Consider the following 14,401-nt stretch of genomic DNA (forward strand, 5'->3'; position numbering starts at 1 on the left):
TCGCCGCTCAGGAGCGCGAGGCGTTCACCGACAATTCCGGCTTGTGGTTGAGGGTTTGGAACACGACGCAGTAGCGCTCGGTCAGCTTCAGGAGCTGGTCGAGCTTCTCCTGGGGAGCGTCGGTGTCGAGGTCGAACTTGAGGCGGATCGCGCGGAAGCCCACCGGCGCTTCCTTGTCGACGCCCAGCGTGCCGCGGAAGTCGAGGTCACCCTCGGCGCTGACCGTACCGGCCTTGAGCGGGATTTCGAGTGCGGTCGCCACCGCCTTCACCGTCACGCCCGCGCAGGCGACGAGCGCTTCGAGCAGCATGTCGCCGGAGCAGAGTTCGGCGCCCGAACCGCCGGTGGCGGGGTGCAGGCCGGCCACTGCCAGCGCGCGGCCGGTCTCGACCTTGCAGGCGATGCTGGTGTCGTCCAGCGAGCCCTTCGCCTTGAGGGTGATGACGGCGGAATCCGGCGTCTCACGGTACTTGTTCTTGAGCGGGGCCTGAAGAGCGCGCAGGGCGTCGGCGTCCATGGATTTCCTCCTGTTTTCTTGGTGGCGTGTTTTCTTGGTGTCGCGGATCTAGCGGCTTTCGCACCGCCGCGACACCTCAGAACGAGCTTCCGCCGGCGAGTTCCGGTGCACGGGAAGCGTCGCGCGGGCGCAGCGAATGATCGAGGGCGGAGAGGATCGTGCGGGTCGCCGCCTCGCTCGTCGGCGACGCCGGGTCGCGCGGCCGGCGCATCGGCAGGGCCACCGTGTCGTCGAGGCGGCCGGGGCGTGGGCGCATGACGATGGCGCGGTCGGCGAGCGCCACCGCCTCGGCGACGTCGTGGGTAACGATCAGCACCGTCGGCCGCACCTCCTCCCACAGGGCGAGGAGATGGCGGTGAAGATCCTTGCGGGTGAAGGCATCGAGCGCCGAGAACGGCTCGTCGAGAAGCAGCACCCGCGGGTTGGCCACGAAGGCGCGAGCGATCGAGACGCGCTGCTGCTGCCCGCCCGACAATTCGCGGGGCCAGCGCCCGGCCTGTTCGGCGAGGCCGACCCGCTCCAGGGCGTGGGCGACGCGCTCCCGCCGCTCGCGCCTCGGCCGATGATCGATGCCGAAGCCGACATTCTCGGCGACCGTCAGCCACGGCAGCAGGCGCGGCTCCTGGAACACGAGGCCGACGCCGGGATGGGGCCCGGTGATCGGCTCACCGTCGAGGGCGATGTGGCCCGCGCTCGGCCGGTCGAGCCCGGCGATGAGGCGCAGCAGCGTCGTCTTCCCGCAGCCGGAGCCGCCGATCAGCGCGACGATCTCCGCATTGGGCATCCGAAGGTCGATGCCGTCGAGGGCGCGGGTGCCGTCAGCGTAGGTCTTGGACAGGCTCTGAATGCTCAGCATGGCGGCCTCACAGCGTCTCCCGCGCCGTATCCTGCCAGCGCACCAGCGGGCTGGTCAGGGCGACGAGCCCGGCATCGGCCGCCTTGCCGACCACGGCGAAGCTGATGATCGCAGCCAGGATCTGGTCGGGCTTGCTGAATTGCTGGCCGTCGAGAAGCAGGTAGCCGAGCCCCTCGGAGGCGCCCATCAGTTCGGCGGCGACCACGAACAGGAAGCCGAGGCCGAGCCCGGTGCGGAGCGCCGTCAACGTCGCCGGCAGCACGGCCGGCAGGAGGATGCGCCGGACGAGCGCGACCCGCGAGAGGCGGAAGATGCGGCCCACCTCGATCAGCTTGCGATCGACCGAGGCGATGGCGCCGGCCACACCGATGTAGACGGGAAAGAAAACGCCGACCGCGATCAGGGCGACCTTCGGCGTCTCGAGAATGCCGAACCACAGGATGAACAGCGGCACCCAGGCGAGCGAGGGTACGGCGCGCAGGGCCTGAAGGCTCGGATCGACCAGCCAGCGCAAGGTCGGCAGCGTCGCGGTGAGCGTGCCCGCGAGGATGCCGGCGCACGCCCCGAAGGCGAAGCCGAGACCGACACGGATCAGGGTCGCCTCGACATGGGTCCAGAGTTCGCCCGAGGCGGCGAGCGTCCAGAGCGCGGCACCGACCCGGCTCGGCGGCGGGAGCAGGCGCCCGGAGGCGAGCCCGGCGGCGACGGCCGCCTCCCAGCCGAGCGCCAGGACGAGCGGCAGCAGCAGGCCGAGCGCCAGCCGCGCTCCGCTCCCCAGAAGAGCGGAGCGCGGCGCAGGAACCGCCTTCGGCTCCGTGTCGTCGGAAAGAACGGTGGTGACGCTCATGCCAGGGTGCCGCGCCGGATCTGCATCGTGGCCTCGAAAATACTCGGCTGGGTCGGCCGATCAGCGCCGCGCATCGGTCGCCGCGTGCAGCGCGAGCCCCGCCAGCACTGTCCCCATGAACCAGCGTTGCGCGAGGAGCCAGAGGGGCTGCCCCTTCAGGAACGCAGCGACGAACCCGGCGAACAGGACGATCGCCGCGTTCACCGTGAGACTCACGGCGATCTGGACGAGGCCGAGCGCAAGGGTTTGCGTCAGCACCCCACCCGCCACCGGATCGATGAATTGCGGCAGCAACGACAGGTACATCACCGCGATCTTGGGGTTCAGCACATTCGTCAGAAAGCCCATGGCGAAGAGCCGCCCCGCCCCGTCGGGCGGCAGCGGGCGCGTGTCGAAGGGCGAACGTCCGCCGGGCCGAACGGCCTGCCACGCGAGAAAGAAGAGATAGGCCGCGCCGGCCAGGCGCAGGGCATCGTAGGCGAAGGGCACCGCCATGAGGAGGGCGGTGATGCCGAAGGCCGCGCAGAGCAGGTAGACGACGAAGCCCGCCGCGACACCCGTCAGCGACACCAGCCCGGCCGCTCGTCCCTGCACAACGGTGCGCGAGACGAGGTAGGCCATGTTCGGGCCGGGCGTCAGCACCATCCCGAGGCTGACGAGAGCGAAGGCGGCGAGGGGCGCGGCGTCCGGCATCGGCAGGCTCAGCGGGCCGGGGCCGGGTTGAACTGCGGATCGATCAGACCGTCCACCGCCGCCGCCACGTCGGTGGAGGCGGGGATGACGCCCGCCTGCTGCAGGGCAAGGCCGGCGGCGCGGATGCTGTCGGCCTGGGCCGAACCGACGGCCGGCTGGCTCAGATCCGTGCGCTCGATCTGCTTGGCGATGACCGCTTCGGGCAGCTTGGTGGCCGAGACGAGCGCGCTCTTTAAGGCATCCGGGTTGGCGAGGGCGTAAGCACGGGCCTGCTCGTAGGCGGCGATGACGACCCGCACGAGATCGGGATGCGCCTTGGCGAAATCCTCGCGCACGTCGAGCACGCCCCAGGTGTTGGCGGCGGCGTCGCGGTGGAACAGCACGTCGCCGCTCTCGATCTCGGCGGCGGCCATCATCGGGTCGAGACCAGCCCAGGCATCGACGTCGCCGCGGTCGAGCGCCGTGCGGCCGTCGGCGTGCTGGAGCAGGACGAGCTTGGCGTCCTTCTCGGTGAGCCCGGCACCCTGGAGCGCGCGGATCAGGAAGATGTGCGGATCGGTGCCGCGAGTGACGGCGATGCGCTTGCCCTTGAGGTCGGCGGGCCCTGCAATCCCCGTGTCCTTGCGGGTGACGAGCGCGGTCCATTCCGGCCGGGAATAGGCGTAGACGACCTTGATCGGGTTGCCGTTGATGCGTGCCAGGAGTGCGGCCGCCCCGGCCGAGGAGCCGAAATCGATGGCGCCGCCGTTCAGGAATTCCAGCGCCTTGTTGGAGCCGAGCGACTGGACCCAGCGCATCTTGATGCCGCGGGCCTTCAGCGCCTCTTCCAGAAAGCCCTTCTCCTTCAGGACGAGGCTGACCGGATTGTAGGTCGCCCAGTCGAGCCGGATCTCGGACACTTCGGCAGCCCGCAGGTTCGAACCCATCGCGAGGAGGCCGAACAATCCGGCGCATGCGGAGAGGACGGTGCGGCGTCGAATCATGCGGCTGTCTCCCATGTCGGCCCGGCTTGTTGCCGGATCCGCCTGATGGCTAGAACAGTCACGTTCGTTTCGTCAAACGAAAAATCCGCAAAACAGAACGGCTGAGTTGCACGCAACCGACCGATGCCGCCGCCGGCTTTACATGCTAACGGGACGGCCATGTTCGACCCCGTTCCCGTCCTGGAAAAGATCGTCGCCTCCCTGGACCGCGACGCCCGCGAACCGACCAAGCTGCGAGGGCTCCTTGTGCCCGAGCTGCGCAAGGTGATCGAGACCGGGCACGCGGATGCCGAGCGGCTTCTCCTGAGAGAACGCGACGGCCTCGCCTGCGCGCAACGTCTGAGCCGCCTCACCGACGCGGTGGTGCGGGCGATCTACGACGCCGTGGTCTGGCGCCTCTATCCCAACGACAACCCGTCCACCGGCGAGCAGCTCGCGATCGTCGCCACCGGCGGCTATGGCCGGGGTACGATGGCGCCGGGCTCGGACATCGATCTGCTGTTCCTGCTGCCCTACAAGCAGACCGCATGGTCCGAGAGCGTCGTCGAGGCGATGCTCTACGTGCTGTGGGACCTCAAGCTGAAGGTCGGCCATGCGACGCGCTCCGTGGAGGAATGCCTGCGCGAGGGCCGCGCCGACATGACGATCCGCACCGCGCTGCTGGAATCCCGCTTCCTGTTCGGCTCGCGCGCGCTGTTCGAGGAGATGGTCACCCGCTTCGATACCGAACTGGTGATCGGGTCGGCTTCCGAGTTCGTGGACGCCAAGCTGCGCGAGCGCGACGCCCGCGTCGCCAAGGCAGGCGCCTCGCGCTATCTCGTCGAGCCCAACGTCAAGGACGGAAAGGGCGGCCTGCGCGACCTCAACACCCTGTTCTGGATCGCGAAGTACACGTACCGGGTGCGGGATCAGGCCGAGCTGGTCCATGCCGGGCTGTTCACGCCGGACGAGTACCGTCTGTTCGAGCGCTGCGAGGAATTCCTGTGGCGGGTGCGCTGCCACATCCACTTCGTGACCGGGCGGCCGGAGGAGCGTCTGTCGTTCGGGCTGCAGCCCAAGATCGCCGAACGGCTCGGCTTCGGCTCCCGCGGCGGCCTCTCGGGTGTCGAGCGCTTCATGAAGGCGTATTTCCTCATCGCCAAGGATGTCGGCGACCTCACCGCCATCGTCTGCGCCGAGCTGGAGGCGCGTCACGCCAAGCGCACGCCGGTGCTCGACCGCTGGATCGGCCGCTTCCGCGACCGCTTCCGCGCGACCTCGATCGAGGCGGAGGATTTCTGGATCGACAACGGCCGGGTCAACATCCGCGGCGAGGACACGTTCGAGCGCGATCCGGTCAACCTGATCCGTCTGTTCTGGCTCGCCGACCGGCACAACCTCCCGATCCATCCGGACGCGGCGCGGCTGGCCAACCGCTCGCTCAAGCTCATCACCCACGCGGTGCGCATCGACCCGGAGGCCAACCGGCTCTTCCTCGACATCCTGACATCGAAGAACGCTCCGGAGACGATCCTGCGATCGATGAACGAGGCGGGCGTCCTCGGTCGGTTCATCCCGGAATTCGGCCGCATCGTCGCGATGATGCAGTTCAACATGTACCACCACTACACGGTGGACGAGCATCTGCTGCGCTCGCTCGGCGTGCTCGCGGCGATCGATTCGGGACGGGTGCGCGACGAGCATCCGCTCGCCTCGCGGCTCATCGATACGATCCACAACCGCCGCGCCCTCTATGTCGCGATCTTGCTGCACGACATCGCCAAGGGTCGGCCCGAGGACCATTCGATCGCCGGCGCGGCCATCGCCCGCAAGCTCGGGCCGCGCTTCGGATTGAGCCAGGCGGAGACCGAGACGGTCTCGTGGCTGGTCGAGCACCACCTGCTCATGTCGATGACGGCGCAGAGCCGCGACCTCTCCGACCGCAGGACGATCGAGAAGTTCGCGAGCGAGGTGCAGAGCCTGGAGCGGCTGAAGCTGCTCGCGATCCTCACCGTCGCCGACATCAAGGCGGTCGGCCCCGGCGTGTGGACGGCCTGGAAAGGCACGCTGCTGCGTACCCTCTACGACGAGACCGAAGTCGTCCTGTCCGGCGGCCACTCGGAGATCGCTCGCACCGACCGGGTGCGGCTGATCCAGATGGTCCTGCGCGAGCAGCTCTCCGACTGGAACTCCGAGCTGTTCGACGCCTATGCCGCGCGCCACAACCAAGCCTACTGGCTCAAGGTGGACTCGACGCGCCACTTCAAGAACGCCCGCTTCCTGCGCACGGTGATGGAGGAGGGCCGCACCAGCGCCACGACCTACGAGACCGATCCGGTTCGGGGCGTGACCGAACTGACGGTCTATTCCCCCGATCATCCGCGGCTGCTCGCCATCATCACGGGCGCCTGCGCGACCATGGGCGGCAACATCGTCGATGCGCAGATCTTCACGACGACCGACGGCTTCGCCCTCGATTCGATCTTCATCTCCCGCGCCTTCGAGCGGGACGAGGACGAGCTGCGCCGCGCCGGCCGCATCGCCACGGCGATCGAGCGGGCGCTGAAGGGCGAGATCAAGATTGCCGAACTCGTGGCCGACAAGCACCCGAAGCAGCCGCCCAAGACCTTCCTCGTCCCGCCGGACGTGTCGATCGACAACGCCCTGTCGAGCCGCGAGACGGTGGTGGAGATTACCGGACTCGACCGGCCGGGCCTGCTCTACGAGCTGACGACGGGGCTCAACCGCCTGAGCCTCAACATCACCTCGGCGCATGTGGCGACCTTCGGCGAGCGGGCGGTGGACGTGTTCTACGTGACCGACCTCACCGGGACCCGCGTGATGCAGCCCGACCGCCTCTCCCTGATCCGCGCCGCGGTGATGGAGGTGTTCGCCAGCGACGTCGCTGCGCTCCGCGCGGAAGGGCTCGACGCCCTGGTCGATTCGCCGCCGCCGCGGGAACTCTGACCCATCCGTCGCGCAGTGCGCTTGATTTCGCGGTTTGCCCGAATGATATCAGCCCCATCCCGGAACACTTCGAGACCTGATCGATCGCACGATGATGGCTGACGACATGGAGAAGCAGGAGCGGCACGACGGCGCGGAGGCGGAGGTTCGGCCGCAATCCGGTGCCTCGCATGCGGGCGCGGATGCCGAAGCGCTCGCCGCCGCGATCGCAGAGCGCGACGAGTTCAAGGATCGCCTGCTGCGCACGCTGGCCGAGATGGAGAACCTGCGCCGCAGGACCGAGCGCGAGGTCGCGGATGCCCGCACCTACGCGGTGACGAATTTCGCCCGCGACATGCTCAACACCGCCGACAACATCCGCCGCGCGCTCGAAAGCGTGCCGGAGGAGGCGCGCGCGGGTGCCGACGGCCCCTTCAAGGGGCTGATCGAGGGCATCGACCTGACGGATCGGGATCTCGCCAAGACGCTGGAACGCCACGGCGTGAAGGTGGTCGATCCCAAGGGCCAGCGCTTCGACCCGAACCGCCACCAGGCGATGTTCGAGGTGCCCAACACCGAGGTTCCCAACGGCACCGTCGTCCAGGTGGTGCAGACCGGCTACGTCATCGGCGACCGGACCCTGCGCCCGGCTCTGGTCGGCGTCTCCAAGGGCGGCCCGAAGCCCGAGGCCAACAGGGACAAGCCCGCCGACGCGGCCTGACGCTTTTCCCTCCGTCGAAGAAAAAGGCCGGCACCCCTGTGCCGGCCTTTTTCGTATGCGCCATTTTCGTTTGCGCCTTGGCTATTCCGCCGCCTGCCGCGTCGTCTCGCGGAACGGGTGGGCCGGATAGGTGCCGATGATGCGCAACTCCTTCGAGAAGTAGCGCAGCTCTTCGAGGGCCCGGCGCAAGCCGTCATCCTCGGGGTGGCCATCGACCTCGGCGTAGAACTGGGTCGCGGTGAACTGGCCCTCGACCATGTAGCTCTCGAGCTTCGACATGTTCACGCCGTTGGTCGCGAACCCGCCGAGCGCCTTGTAGAGCGCCGCCGGGATGTTGCGGACCCGGAAGATGAAGCTCGTCACCGTCGGGCCGTTGCCGGGCTCGCACTCGGCGGGCTCGGGCGAGAACACGACGAAACGCGTGGTGTTGTGCGCCTCGTCCTCGACGTCGCGCTCCAGGATGTCGAGGCCGTAGACCTCGGCCGCCATGGCCGGGGCGAGGGCCGCGCGGCTGGGATCGCGCGCTTCCGCCACCTCGCGGGCCGCGCCCGCCGTGTCGCCGGCCACCACCGCCTTGAGGCCGAGCCGCCGGATGATCCGGCGGCACTGCCCGAGCGCGTGGATGTGGCTGTGTACGCTCGTCAACCGCTCCGCGCCCACGCCCGGCAGGGCCATGAGCTGAAAGTGGATCGGCAGGAAGTGCTCTGCGATGATGTGCAGCCGCGAGGTCGGAATCAGGTGATGGATGTCGGCGACCCGGCCGGCGATCGAATTCTCGATCGGGATCATCGCGAGGTTCGCCTTGCCCTCGTTCACCGCGGCGAAGGCGTCCTCGAAGGTGGCGCAGGGCAGAGCGGTCCAGCCCGGATAGGCCTGCGAGCAGATGATGTGCGAGTTGGCCCCGGGCTCGCCCTGGTAGGCAATGGTGCGGTCGGTCATCGGTGCTTCAGCAGACTCAGTTCAGGCGGCGGATGGCGAGCAGCGTACGGGCGCGCTCGAGGTCTGCGGGGGTATCGACGCCGAGCGGAAGGTCCTCGACGATCATCGCATCGATGCGCATGCCGGCCTCCAGCGCGCGCAACTGCTCCAGCTTCTCGCGTTGCTCCAACTCGCCCTGCGGCAGGGCGACGAAGCGCGCGAGCGCCTTCCGGCGATAGGCGTAGAGGCCGATATGGTGGAACAGCGGTCCATCGCCCCAGGGGGCACGGGCACGGGTGAAGGCGAGCGCGCGCAGGCGGTTGGGTCCCACCGTGTGGCCGATGATCTTGACCACGTTGGGGTCGTCCATCTCCTCGGGCCGGTGGATCACCGCGCAGAGGGTGGCGATGTCGACCCGCGGGTCGGCGAGCGGCATCACGGATGCGGCGATGATCGCCGGGTCGATGGTCGGCAGGTCGCCCTGGACGTTGACGACGACGTCGTGGTTGCCGTCGGGATCGACGATCTCCAGCGCCTCCGCGAGACGATCCGAGCCGGAGGGGTGGTCGGGCCGGGTCATCACCGCCAGCCCGCCCTGCGCCTCGATCGCCTCGGCGACCGCGTCGGTGTCGGTGGCAACCACCACGGGGCCGATGCCGGCTTCCACGGCACGGCGCCAGACATGCACGATCATCGGCACGCCCGCGATGTCGGCGAGCGGCTTCGACGGCAGCCGGGTCGCGGCGAGGCGGGCCGGAATCAGGATCAGGGGATCGGACATGGCCTCGGGCGGGTCGGACGAACTTCGGCGGAAGGGGTTCAGGCGCGCGGGAGCGCTCTAGCAGCGGCGGCCCGGCTTGTCATGACCGGGCGTTCCCCCCCGCGGTGCGGCAGAGCTGCAACGAAGATGCCCGCTCGCTCGAAGCGTGTGACGAATAACGGTGTGCGACAGCGCGCAGCGCGCATGGCCCATTGTCAAGATCGGGCCCGAGCGGCTAATCACCCTTGAAATCCTCCAAAGTCCGGCGTCTGCCCGTCGGGCCCTCATCCGCCGGGTCCTGATCCCGCGCGCCGGAGCTGTCGAGCATGGATTCCTTCGAGCTGAACAAGGTTGCGGGCGCGGTCCTGGGTGCCCTCCTGTTCGCGGTCGGGTCGGGCTTCGTTGCGGAGCTGATCTATCATCCAAAGCCCGCCGGAAGCGCCGGCTATCCCCTGCCCGAGCCGGAGCCGAAGAGCGGCGGCGCCGCAGCGGAAGCGCCGAAGGCCGAGCCCATCGCCGTGCGGCTCGCCAGCGCCGATGCCGAGAAGGGCAAGGGCGGCACCAAGGCCTGCCAGGCCTGCCACAGCTTCGAGAAGGGCGGCCCCAACAAGGTCGGTCCCGACCTCTGGGAGATCGTTGAGCGCGAGAAGGCGCATGCCGCCGGCTTCGAATACTCCGCCGCGCTCAAGGAGAAGGGCGGCACCTGGACCTACGAGGATCTCGACCACTTCCTCGAGAGCCCGAAGGGCTACGTGAAGGGCACCAAGATGGCGTTTGCCGGTATCGGCTCGCCGACGGACCGCGCCAACGTCATCGCCTATCTCCGCACGCTCGCCGACAGCCCGAAACCGCTGCCGGCCGCCGAGAAGAAGGCTGAGGCGGCGCCGGCGGGTGACAAGAAGGCCGAAGCCGAGAAGCCGGCCGAGACCAAGCCGGTGGACAGTGCGACGGGCGACAAGAGCAAGACGCCCGAGACCAACGCGCCGCAGGGCAACACGCAATCGGGCGACGGCAAGGACACCGCCCGCCCGGTCCCGGCGCCGCAGGTCCAGCCTCAGCGCAACGAAGTCGCCCCGACGCAGGCACCCGAGGCCAAGCCTTCGGGGGACATTCCGACCAAGGCGGAACCCGGCTCCGAGTCCACGCCGGCCACCGAGCCGCCGGCCAAGCCCGACCACGACGCTCCCAAGCCGTAAGGCGGAGCGGCGGACCCGTTTTCGAGAAGGCCGGGCCCGCCAAGCCCGGCCTTTTTCATGTCCGGGCCCGTGGCCGCGCCGGCTGCGCGCTCGCGGCGGGTGGCGCCGGCCCCAGGCTCGTCCTAGAACGACGCCCGACTGACCTCTCACGGGATCGGGAGACCGCGCCAACGTGACGGAAAACGCCGTAATTGCCCGCCGCAGCTTCCTCGCCGGAGCGCTCGTCCTCCTGGGACTGCGGGGGCCCGCCTCCGCTCAGGAGCCCGCCGAATCCGCCTCGAAGGTCTCGGCGCGGGAGGCACCCGGCAAGGAATCCGGTCGTTGGCGCCACGCGCTGACGCTGCTCGGCGAACCGAAATACGGCCCGGACTTCCAGCATTTCGATTATGCCGACCCGAAGGCGCCGGTCGGCGGCATGGTGCGGCTCGGCTCGCAGGGCGGCTTCGACAACCTCAACTTCATCGTCAACGGCCTGAAGGGCGATCTCGAAAACGGGATCACCCAGATCTACGACACGCTGATGGAGGATTCCGGCGACGAGCCGTTCTCCTCCTACGGCCTCCTCGCCGAGGGCGTGCGGATCGCGGAGGACGGCCAGTCGGTGACTTATCGCTTGCGGCCGAACGCGCGCTGGCACGACGGCAAGCCGGTCACCGTCGAGGACGTGATCTGGTCCTTCGACACGCTGAAGGCCAACAGCCCGTTCTACGCCGCCTACTACCACACGGTGGCCAAGGCCGAGCCGGGGGCCGAGCGCGAAATCGTCTTCCGCTTCAGCGAGGCCGGCAACCGCGAACTCCCCCAGGTGCTGGGCCAGATGCAGGTGCTGCCCAAGCACTGGTGGACGGGCACCGACAAGAACGGCAAGCCACGCAGCGCCACCGAGACGACCCTGGAGATCCCGCTGGGCTCCGGCCCCTATCGGCTGACCAAGATCGATGCCGGCCGCTCGGCCGTCTACGAGCGCGTGACCGGTTACTGGGGCAAGGATTTGCCGGTGAACCGCGGCCGCAACAATTTCGGCACGGTCCGCTTCGAGTACTTTCGCGACGGCTCCGTACTGCTGGAGGCGCTGAAGGGCGACCTCTACGACTTCCGCAGCGAGAACATCGCGCGCAACTGGGCGACGGCCTACGACGACTTCCCCGCCGTGAAGGAAGGCCGCCTCATCAAGGAGGAGTTCCCCGGCCGCGGCACCGGCATCATGCAGGCCTTCGTGTTCAACCTGCGCCGGGACAAGTTCAAGGACGAGCGCGTGCGCCGCGCCTTCAACCTCGCCCTGAACTTCGAGGAGATGAATCGGCAGCTCTTCTACGGTCTGTACAGCCGGATCGATTCCTACTTCTACGGCTCGGACCTCGCCTCGTCCGGCCTGCCCGACGGGACGGAGAAGGCGATCCTTGAGAGCGTGAGGGACAAGCTGCCGGGCAGCGTCTTCACCGAGACCTACGCCAACCCCGTCAACGATACGCCCGAGGCCGCGCGGGCCAACCTGCGCAAGGCGGTGGGCTTGCTGCGCGAGGCCGGCTACGAGCTGAAGGGCGGCCGGATGGTCGCCAAGGCGACCGGCGAGCCGCTGACGGTCGAGTTCCTCGAATTCCAGAACGTGTTCGAGCGGGTGATCCTGCCCTACGCCGCGCAGCTCAAGCTCATCGGCATCGAGGCCTCGATCCGCGTGATCGATCAGGCGCAGTACCAGAGCCGCCTGCGCAGCTTCGATTTCGACATCACCACGTCGACCTGGCTCGAATCGCTCTCGCCCGGCAACGAGCAGCGCGAGCTCTGGGGTTCGGCAGCGGCCGACAAGCCGGGCTCGCGCAACATCGCGGGCATCAAGGATGCCGGCATCGACGCGCTGATCGAGAAGGTGATCTTCGCCCGGGATCGCGAGACGCTGGTCGCCGCCACGCATGCCCTCGACCGGGCGCTCCTCTCCCACAACTTCGTCGTGCCGCAATGGTCCTCTGCCGCGACGCGGACGCTGCGCTGGAACCGCTTCGGCCGCCCGGCGGTGCTGCCGAAATACGGCGCCTCGGGCTTCCCGACGACGTGGTGGTACGACGAGGCGCTCGCCGCCAAGACGGGGGCCCCGCGATGAGCGCGGGCGCGACCCGCCGGAGCGTCGTCCTCGGCACGGGAGTGCTGGCGCTCGCGGGCGCCCTGCCCCGCCCGACCCGCGCCGAGGATGTCCGCAAGGCTCATGGTGGAACTCACGGCCTTTCGAGCTTCGGCGAGCTGAAATACGCGCCCGACTTCCCGAACTTCGACTACGTGAACCCGATGGCGCCGCGCGGCGGGCGCTTCTCGACCCATCTCGTCCAGACCTTCGGCAATCAGGCGTTCGACACCTTCGACACGCTCAACCCCTACGTCTTCCGCGGCAATGGCGCGGCCGGGATCAATCTCACCTTCGACAGCCTGATGGTGCGCGCGCTCGACGAGCCGGACGCGCTCTACGGCCTCCTCGCCCGCTCGGTGGAGATCAGCCCAGACGGCCTGACCTACCGCTTCGCGCTTCGCCCGCAGGCGCATTTTCACGACGGCTCGCCCCTGACCGCGCGGGACGCGGCCTTCTCCCTCACCATCCTCAAGGAGAAGGGACACCCGACGATCGCGCAGGTGATCCGCGATGTCGCGGAGGCGATCGCCGAGGGCGACGAGACCCTGGTGGTCCGCTTCGCGCCTAGCCGCAGCCGCGATCTGCCGCTGATCGTCGCCGGACTGCCGATCTTCTCGGCCAAGTTCTTCGAGGGCCGCGACTTCGAGGCCCAGACCCTCAAGCCGTTGCTCGGCTCCGGCCCGTATCAGGTCGGGCGGATCGATATCGGCCGCTTCATCGAGCTGGAGCGGGTGACCGATTACTGGGCGGCGGACCTTCCGGTGATGGTCGGGCAGAACAATTTCGACCAGCTCCGCTACGAGTATTTTCGCGATCGGCAGGTCGCGTTCGAGGCGTTCAAGGGCGGCGCCTACACCTACCGCCAGGAATTCACCTCGCGGATCTGGGCGACGGGCTACGACTTCCCCGCCGCGCGCGAGGGCCGCGTGAAGCGCGAAACCCTGCCCGACACCGCGCCGGCCAACATCCAGGGCTGGTTCTTCAACACCCGCCGCGAGGTGTTCAAGGATCCGCGCGTGCGCGAGGCGATCGGCCTGTGCTTCGACTTCCCCTGGACCAACCGCACGGCGATGTTCGGCTCCTACGAGCGCACGGTCTCGTTCTTCCAGAAGACAGACCTGATGGCGACGGGCAAGCCCGCCGCGGAGGAGCTGGCCCTGCTCGAACCCTTCAGCGGGCAGGTGCCGGCCGAGGTCTTCGGCGAAGCCTGGACGCCGCCGGTTCCGGATGGTTCGGGCCAGGACCGGGCGTTGCTCGCCCGCGCGGTGGCCTTGCTGAAGGAGGCGGGCTGCACCCGCGAGGGCGGCGCCTTGCGGCTGCCGAGCGGCACGCCGATCGAGTTCGAATTCCTCGATTCGGATTCCGTCTGGGAGCCAATCGTCCAGCCCTTCATCCGCAATCTCGGGCTGATCGGCATCAAGGCACGCCAGCGCGCGGTCGATGCCGCGCAGTATCAGGCGCGGGTGCGCGACTTCGACTTCGACATCACCTCTCGCGCGGCCTCGGGCGACGCGACGCCGGGACCGGAGCTGCGCGAGGCCTACGGCTCGCGCGCGGCGGCGATCCCCGGCTCCAACAACCTCGCCGGCATCACCGATCCGGTGATCGACGCACTGCTCGACCGGATCGCCAACGCGGATTCGCGCGCGAGCCTCACGGTGGCCTGCCGCGCGCTCGACCGCGTGCTGCGGGCAGGGCGCTACTGGATTCCGATGTGGTACTCGCCCGAGTACCGCCTCGCCCTGTGGGACATGTTCGGCCGCCCGGCGAAGCTGCCGACCTACGGGCTCGGCGTGCCGGGCCTGTGGTGGTACGACGAGGCCAGGGCGCGCCGGATCGGCCGGGGCTGAGAGTGCCTCACGAAAC

At 68.8% G+C, this 14,401-nt stretch carries 12 protein-coding genes; 5 read left to right on the forward strand and 7 right to left on the reverse strand.

What is annotated here, in order from left to right; translation table 11 throughout:
* Window positions 1-7 precede the first annotated feature (7 nt).
* The 5 genes from Y590_RS01070 to Y590_RS01090 form a co-directional block, all read right to left on the reverse strand.
* A complete protein-coding gene (locus Y590_RS01070; protein ID WP_056458380.1) occupies window positions 8-517 on the reverse strand; it encodes an OsmC family protein in 510 nt (169 codons plus the stop codon).
* Window positions 518-593: 76 nt separating this feature from the next.
* Entirely contained in the window at window positions 594-1,373 is a 780-nt protein-coding gene (locus Y590_RS01075; RefSeq protein ID WP_060768274.1) for an ABC transporter ATP-binding protein, read from the reverse strand.
* 7 nt (window positions 1,374-1,380) lie between these two features.
* Window positions 1,381-2,220, reverse strand: coding sequence for an ABC transporter permease (locus Y590_RS01080; protein WP_060768275.1), 840 nt, complete (start codon window positions 2,218-2,220; stop codon window positions 1,381-1,383).
* A gap of 60 nt (window positions 2,221-2,280) precedes the next feature.
* A complete protein-coding gene (locus Y590_RS01085; RefSeq protein ID WP_060768276.1) occupies window positions 2,281-2,913 on the reverse strand; it encodes a LysE family translocator in 633 nt (210 codons plus the stop codon).
* A gap of 8 nt (window positions 2,914-2,921) precedes the next feature.
* A complete protein-coding gene (locus Y590_RS01090; protein ID WP_060768277.1) occupies window positions 2,922-3,896 on the reverse strand; it encodes an aliphatic sulfonate ABC transporter substrate-binding protein in 975 nt (324 codons plus the stop codon).
* Window positions 3,897-4,055: 159 nt separating this feature from the next.
* On the opposite strand from Y590_RS01090, the gene Y590_RS01095 reads away from it, so the two are divergent.
* Complete coding sequence (locus tag Y590_RS01095; RefSeq protein WP_060768278.1) at window positions 4,056-6,842, forward strand: [protein-PII] uridylyltransferase; 2,787 nt, start codon at window positions 4,056-4,058, stop codon at window positions 6,840-6,842.
* Window positions 6,843-6,933: 91 nt separating this feature from the next.
* Window positions 6,934-7,542: a nucleotide exchange factor GrpE gene (grpE, locus tag Y590_RS01100; RefSeq protein ID WP_060768279.1), complete on the forward strand. Its 609-nt coding sequence runs from the start codon at window positions 6,934-6,936 to the stop codon at window positions 7,540-7,542.
* Between the two features lie 81 nt (window positions 7,543-7,623).
* On the opposite strand, the gene Y590_RS01105 is transcribed toward grpE, so the two are convergent.
* Together Y590_RS01105 and Y590_RS01110 are read right to left on the reverse strand one after the other, a co-directional pair.
* Window positions 7,624-8,481 carry a prephenate dehydratase gene (locus Y590_RS01105; RefSeq protein WP_056202167.1) on the reverse strand — a complete coding sequence of 286 codons (858 nt, stop codon included), beginning with the start codon at window positions 8,479-8,481 and terminating at the stop codon, window positions 7,624-7,626.
* Window positions 8,482-8,497: 16 nt separating this feature from the next.
* On the reverse strand, window positions 8,498-9,241 hold the full coding sequence (locus Y590_RS01110; protein WP_060768280.1) for a 3-deoxy-manno-octulosonate cytidylyltransferase: 744 nt from the start codon (window positions 9,239-9,241) through the stop codon (window positions 8,498-8,500).
* Between the two features lie 305 nt (window positions 9,242-9,546).
* Between Y590_RS01110 and Y590_RS25305 the strand changes: the two genes are divergently transcribed.
* The 3 genes from Y590_RS25305 to Y590_RS01125 all read left to right on the forward strand — a co-directional run bounded on the left by Y590_RS25305 (window position 9,547) and on the right by Y590_RS01125 (window position 14,385).
* On the forward strand, window positions 9,547-10,416 hold the full coding sequence (locus Y590_RS25305) for a c-type cytochrome (RefSeq protein ID WP_083530722.1): 870 nt from the start codon (window positions 9,547-9,549) through the stop codon (window positions 10,414-10,416).
* 172 nt (window positions 10,417-10,588) lie between these two features.
* Window positions 10,589-12,514, forward strand: coding sequence for an extracellular solute-binding protein (locus Y590_RS01120; protein ID WP_060768281.1), 1,926 nt, complete (start codon window positions 10,589-10,591; stop codon window positions 12,512-12,514).
* Entirely contained in the window at window positions 12,511-14,385 is a 1,875-nt protein-coding gene (locus tag Y590_RS01125; RefSeq protein WP_060768282.1) for an extracellular solute-binding protein, read from the forward strand. Before Y590_RS01120 ends, Y590_RS01125 begins: the two co-directional genes overlap by 4 nt.
* Window positions 14,386-14,401: the final 16 nt, after the last annotated feature.

The sequence above is a fragment of the Methylobacterium sp. AMS5 genome (assembly GCF_001542815.1).
GTDB lineage: Bacteria > Pseudomonadota > Alphaproteobacteria > Rhizobiales > Beijerinckiaceae > Methylobacterium.

Coding starts and splice junctions, on each gene's coding strand:
- Y590_RS01110 (WP_060768280.1), bottom strand. CDS start 9,241: ATGTCCGATCCCCTGATCCTGATTCCGGCCCGCCTCGCCGCGACCCGG.
- Y590_RS01095 (WP_060768278.1), top strand. CDS start 4,056: ATGTTCGACCCCGTTCCCGTCCTGGAAAAGATCGTCGCCTCCCTGGAC.
- Y590_RS01070 (WP_056458380.1), bottom strand. CDS start 517: ATGGACGCCGACGCCCTGCGCGCTCTTCAGGCCCCGCTCAAGAACAAG.
- Y590_RS01085 (WP_060768276.1), bottom strand. CDS start 2,913: ATGCCGGACGCCGCGCCCCTCGCCGCCTTCGCTCTCGTCAGCCTCGGG.
- Y590_RS01080 (WP_060768275.1), bottom strand. CDS start 2,220: ATGAGCGTCACCACCGTTCTTTCCGACGACACGGAGCCGAAGGCGGTT.
- Y590_RS01075 (WP_060768274.1), bottom strand. CDS start 1,373: ATGCTGAGCATTCAGAGCCTGTCCAAGACCTACGCTGACGGCACCCGC.
- Y590_RS01105 (WP_056202167.1), bottom strand. CDS start 8,481: ATGACCGACCGCACCATTGCCTACCAGGGCGAGCCCGGGGCCAACTCG.
- Y590_RS01125 (WP_060768282.1), top strand. CDS start 12,511: ATGAGCGCGGGCGCGACCCGCCGGAGCGTCGTCCTCGGCACGGGAGTG.
- Y590_RS25305 (WP_083530722.1), top strand. CDS start 9,547: ATGGATTCCTTCGAGCTGAACAAGGTTGCGGGCGCGGTCCTGGGTGCC.
- Y590_RS01090 (WP_060768277.1), bottom strand. CDS start 3,896: ATGATTCGACGCCGCACCGTCCTCTCCGCATGCGCCGGATTGTTCGGC.
- grpE (WP_060768279.1), top strand. CDS start 6,934: ATGATGGCTGACGACATGGAGAAGCAGGAGCGGCACGACGGCGCGGAG.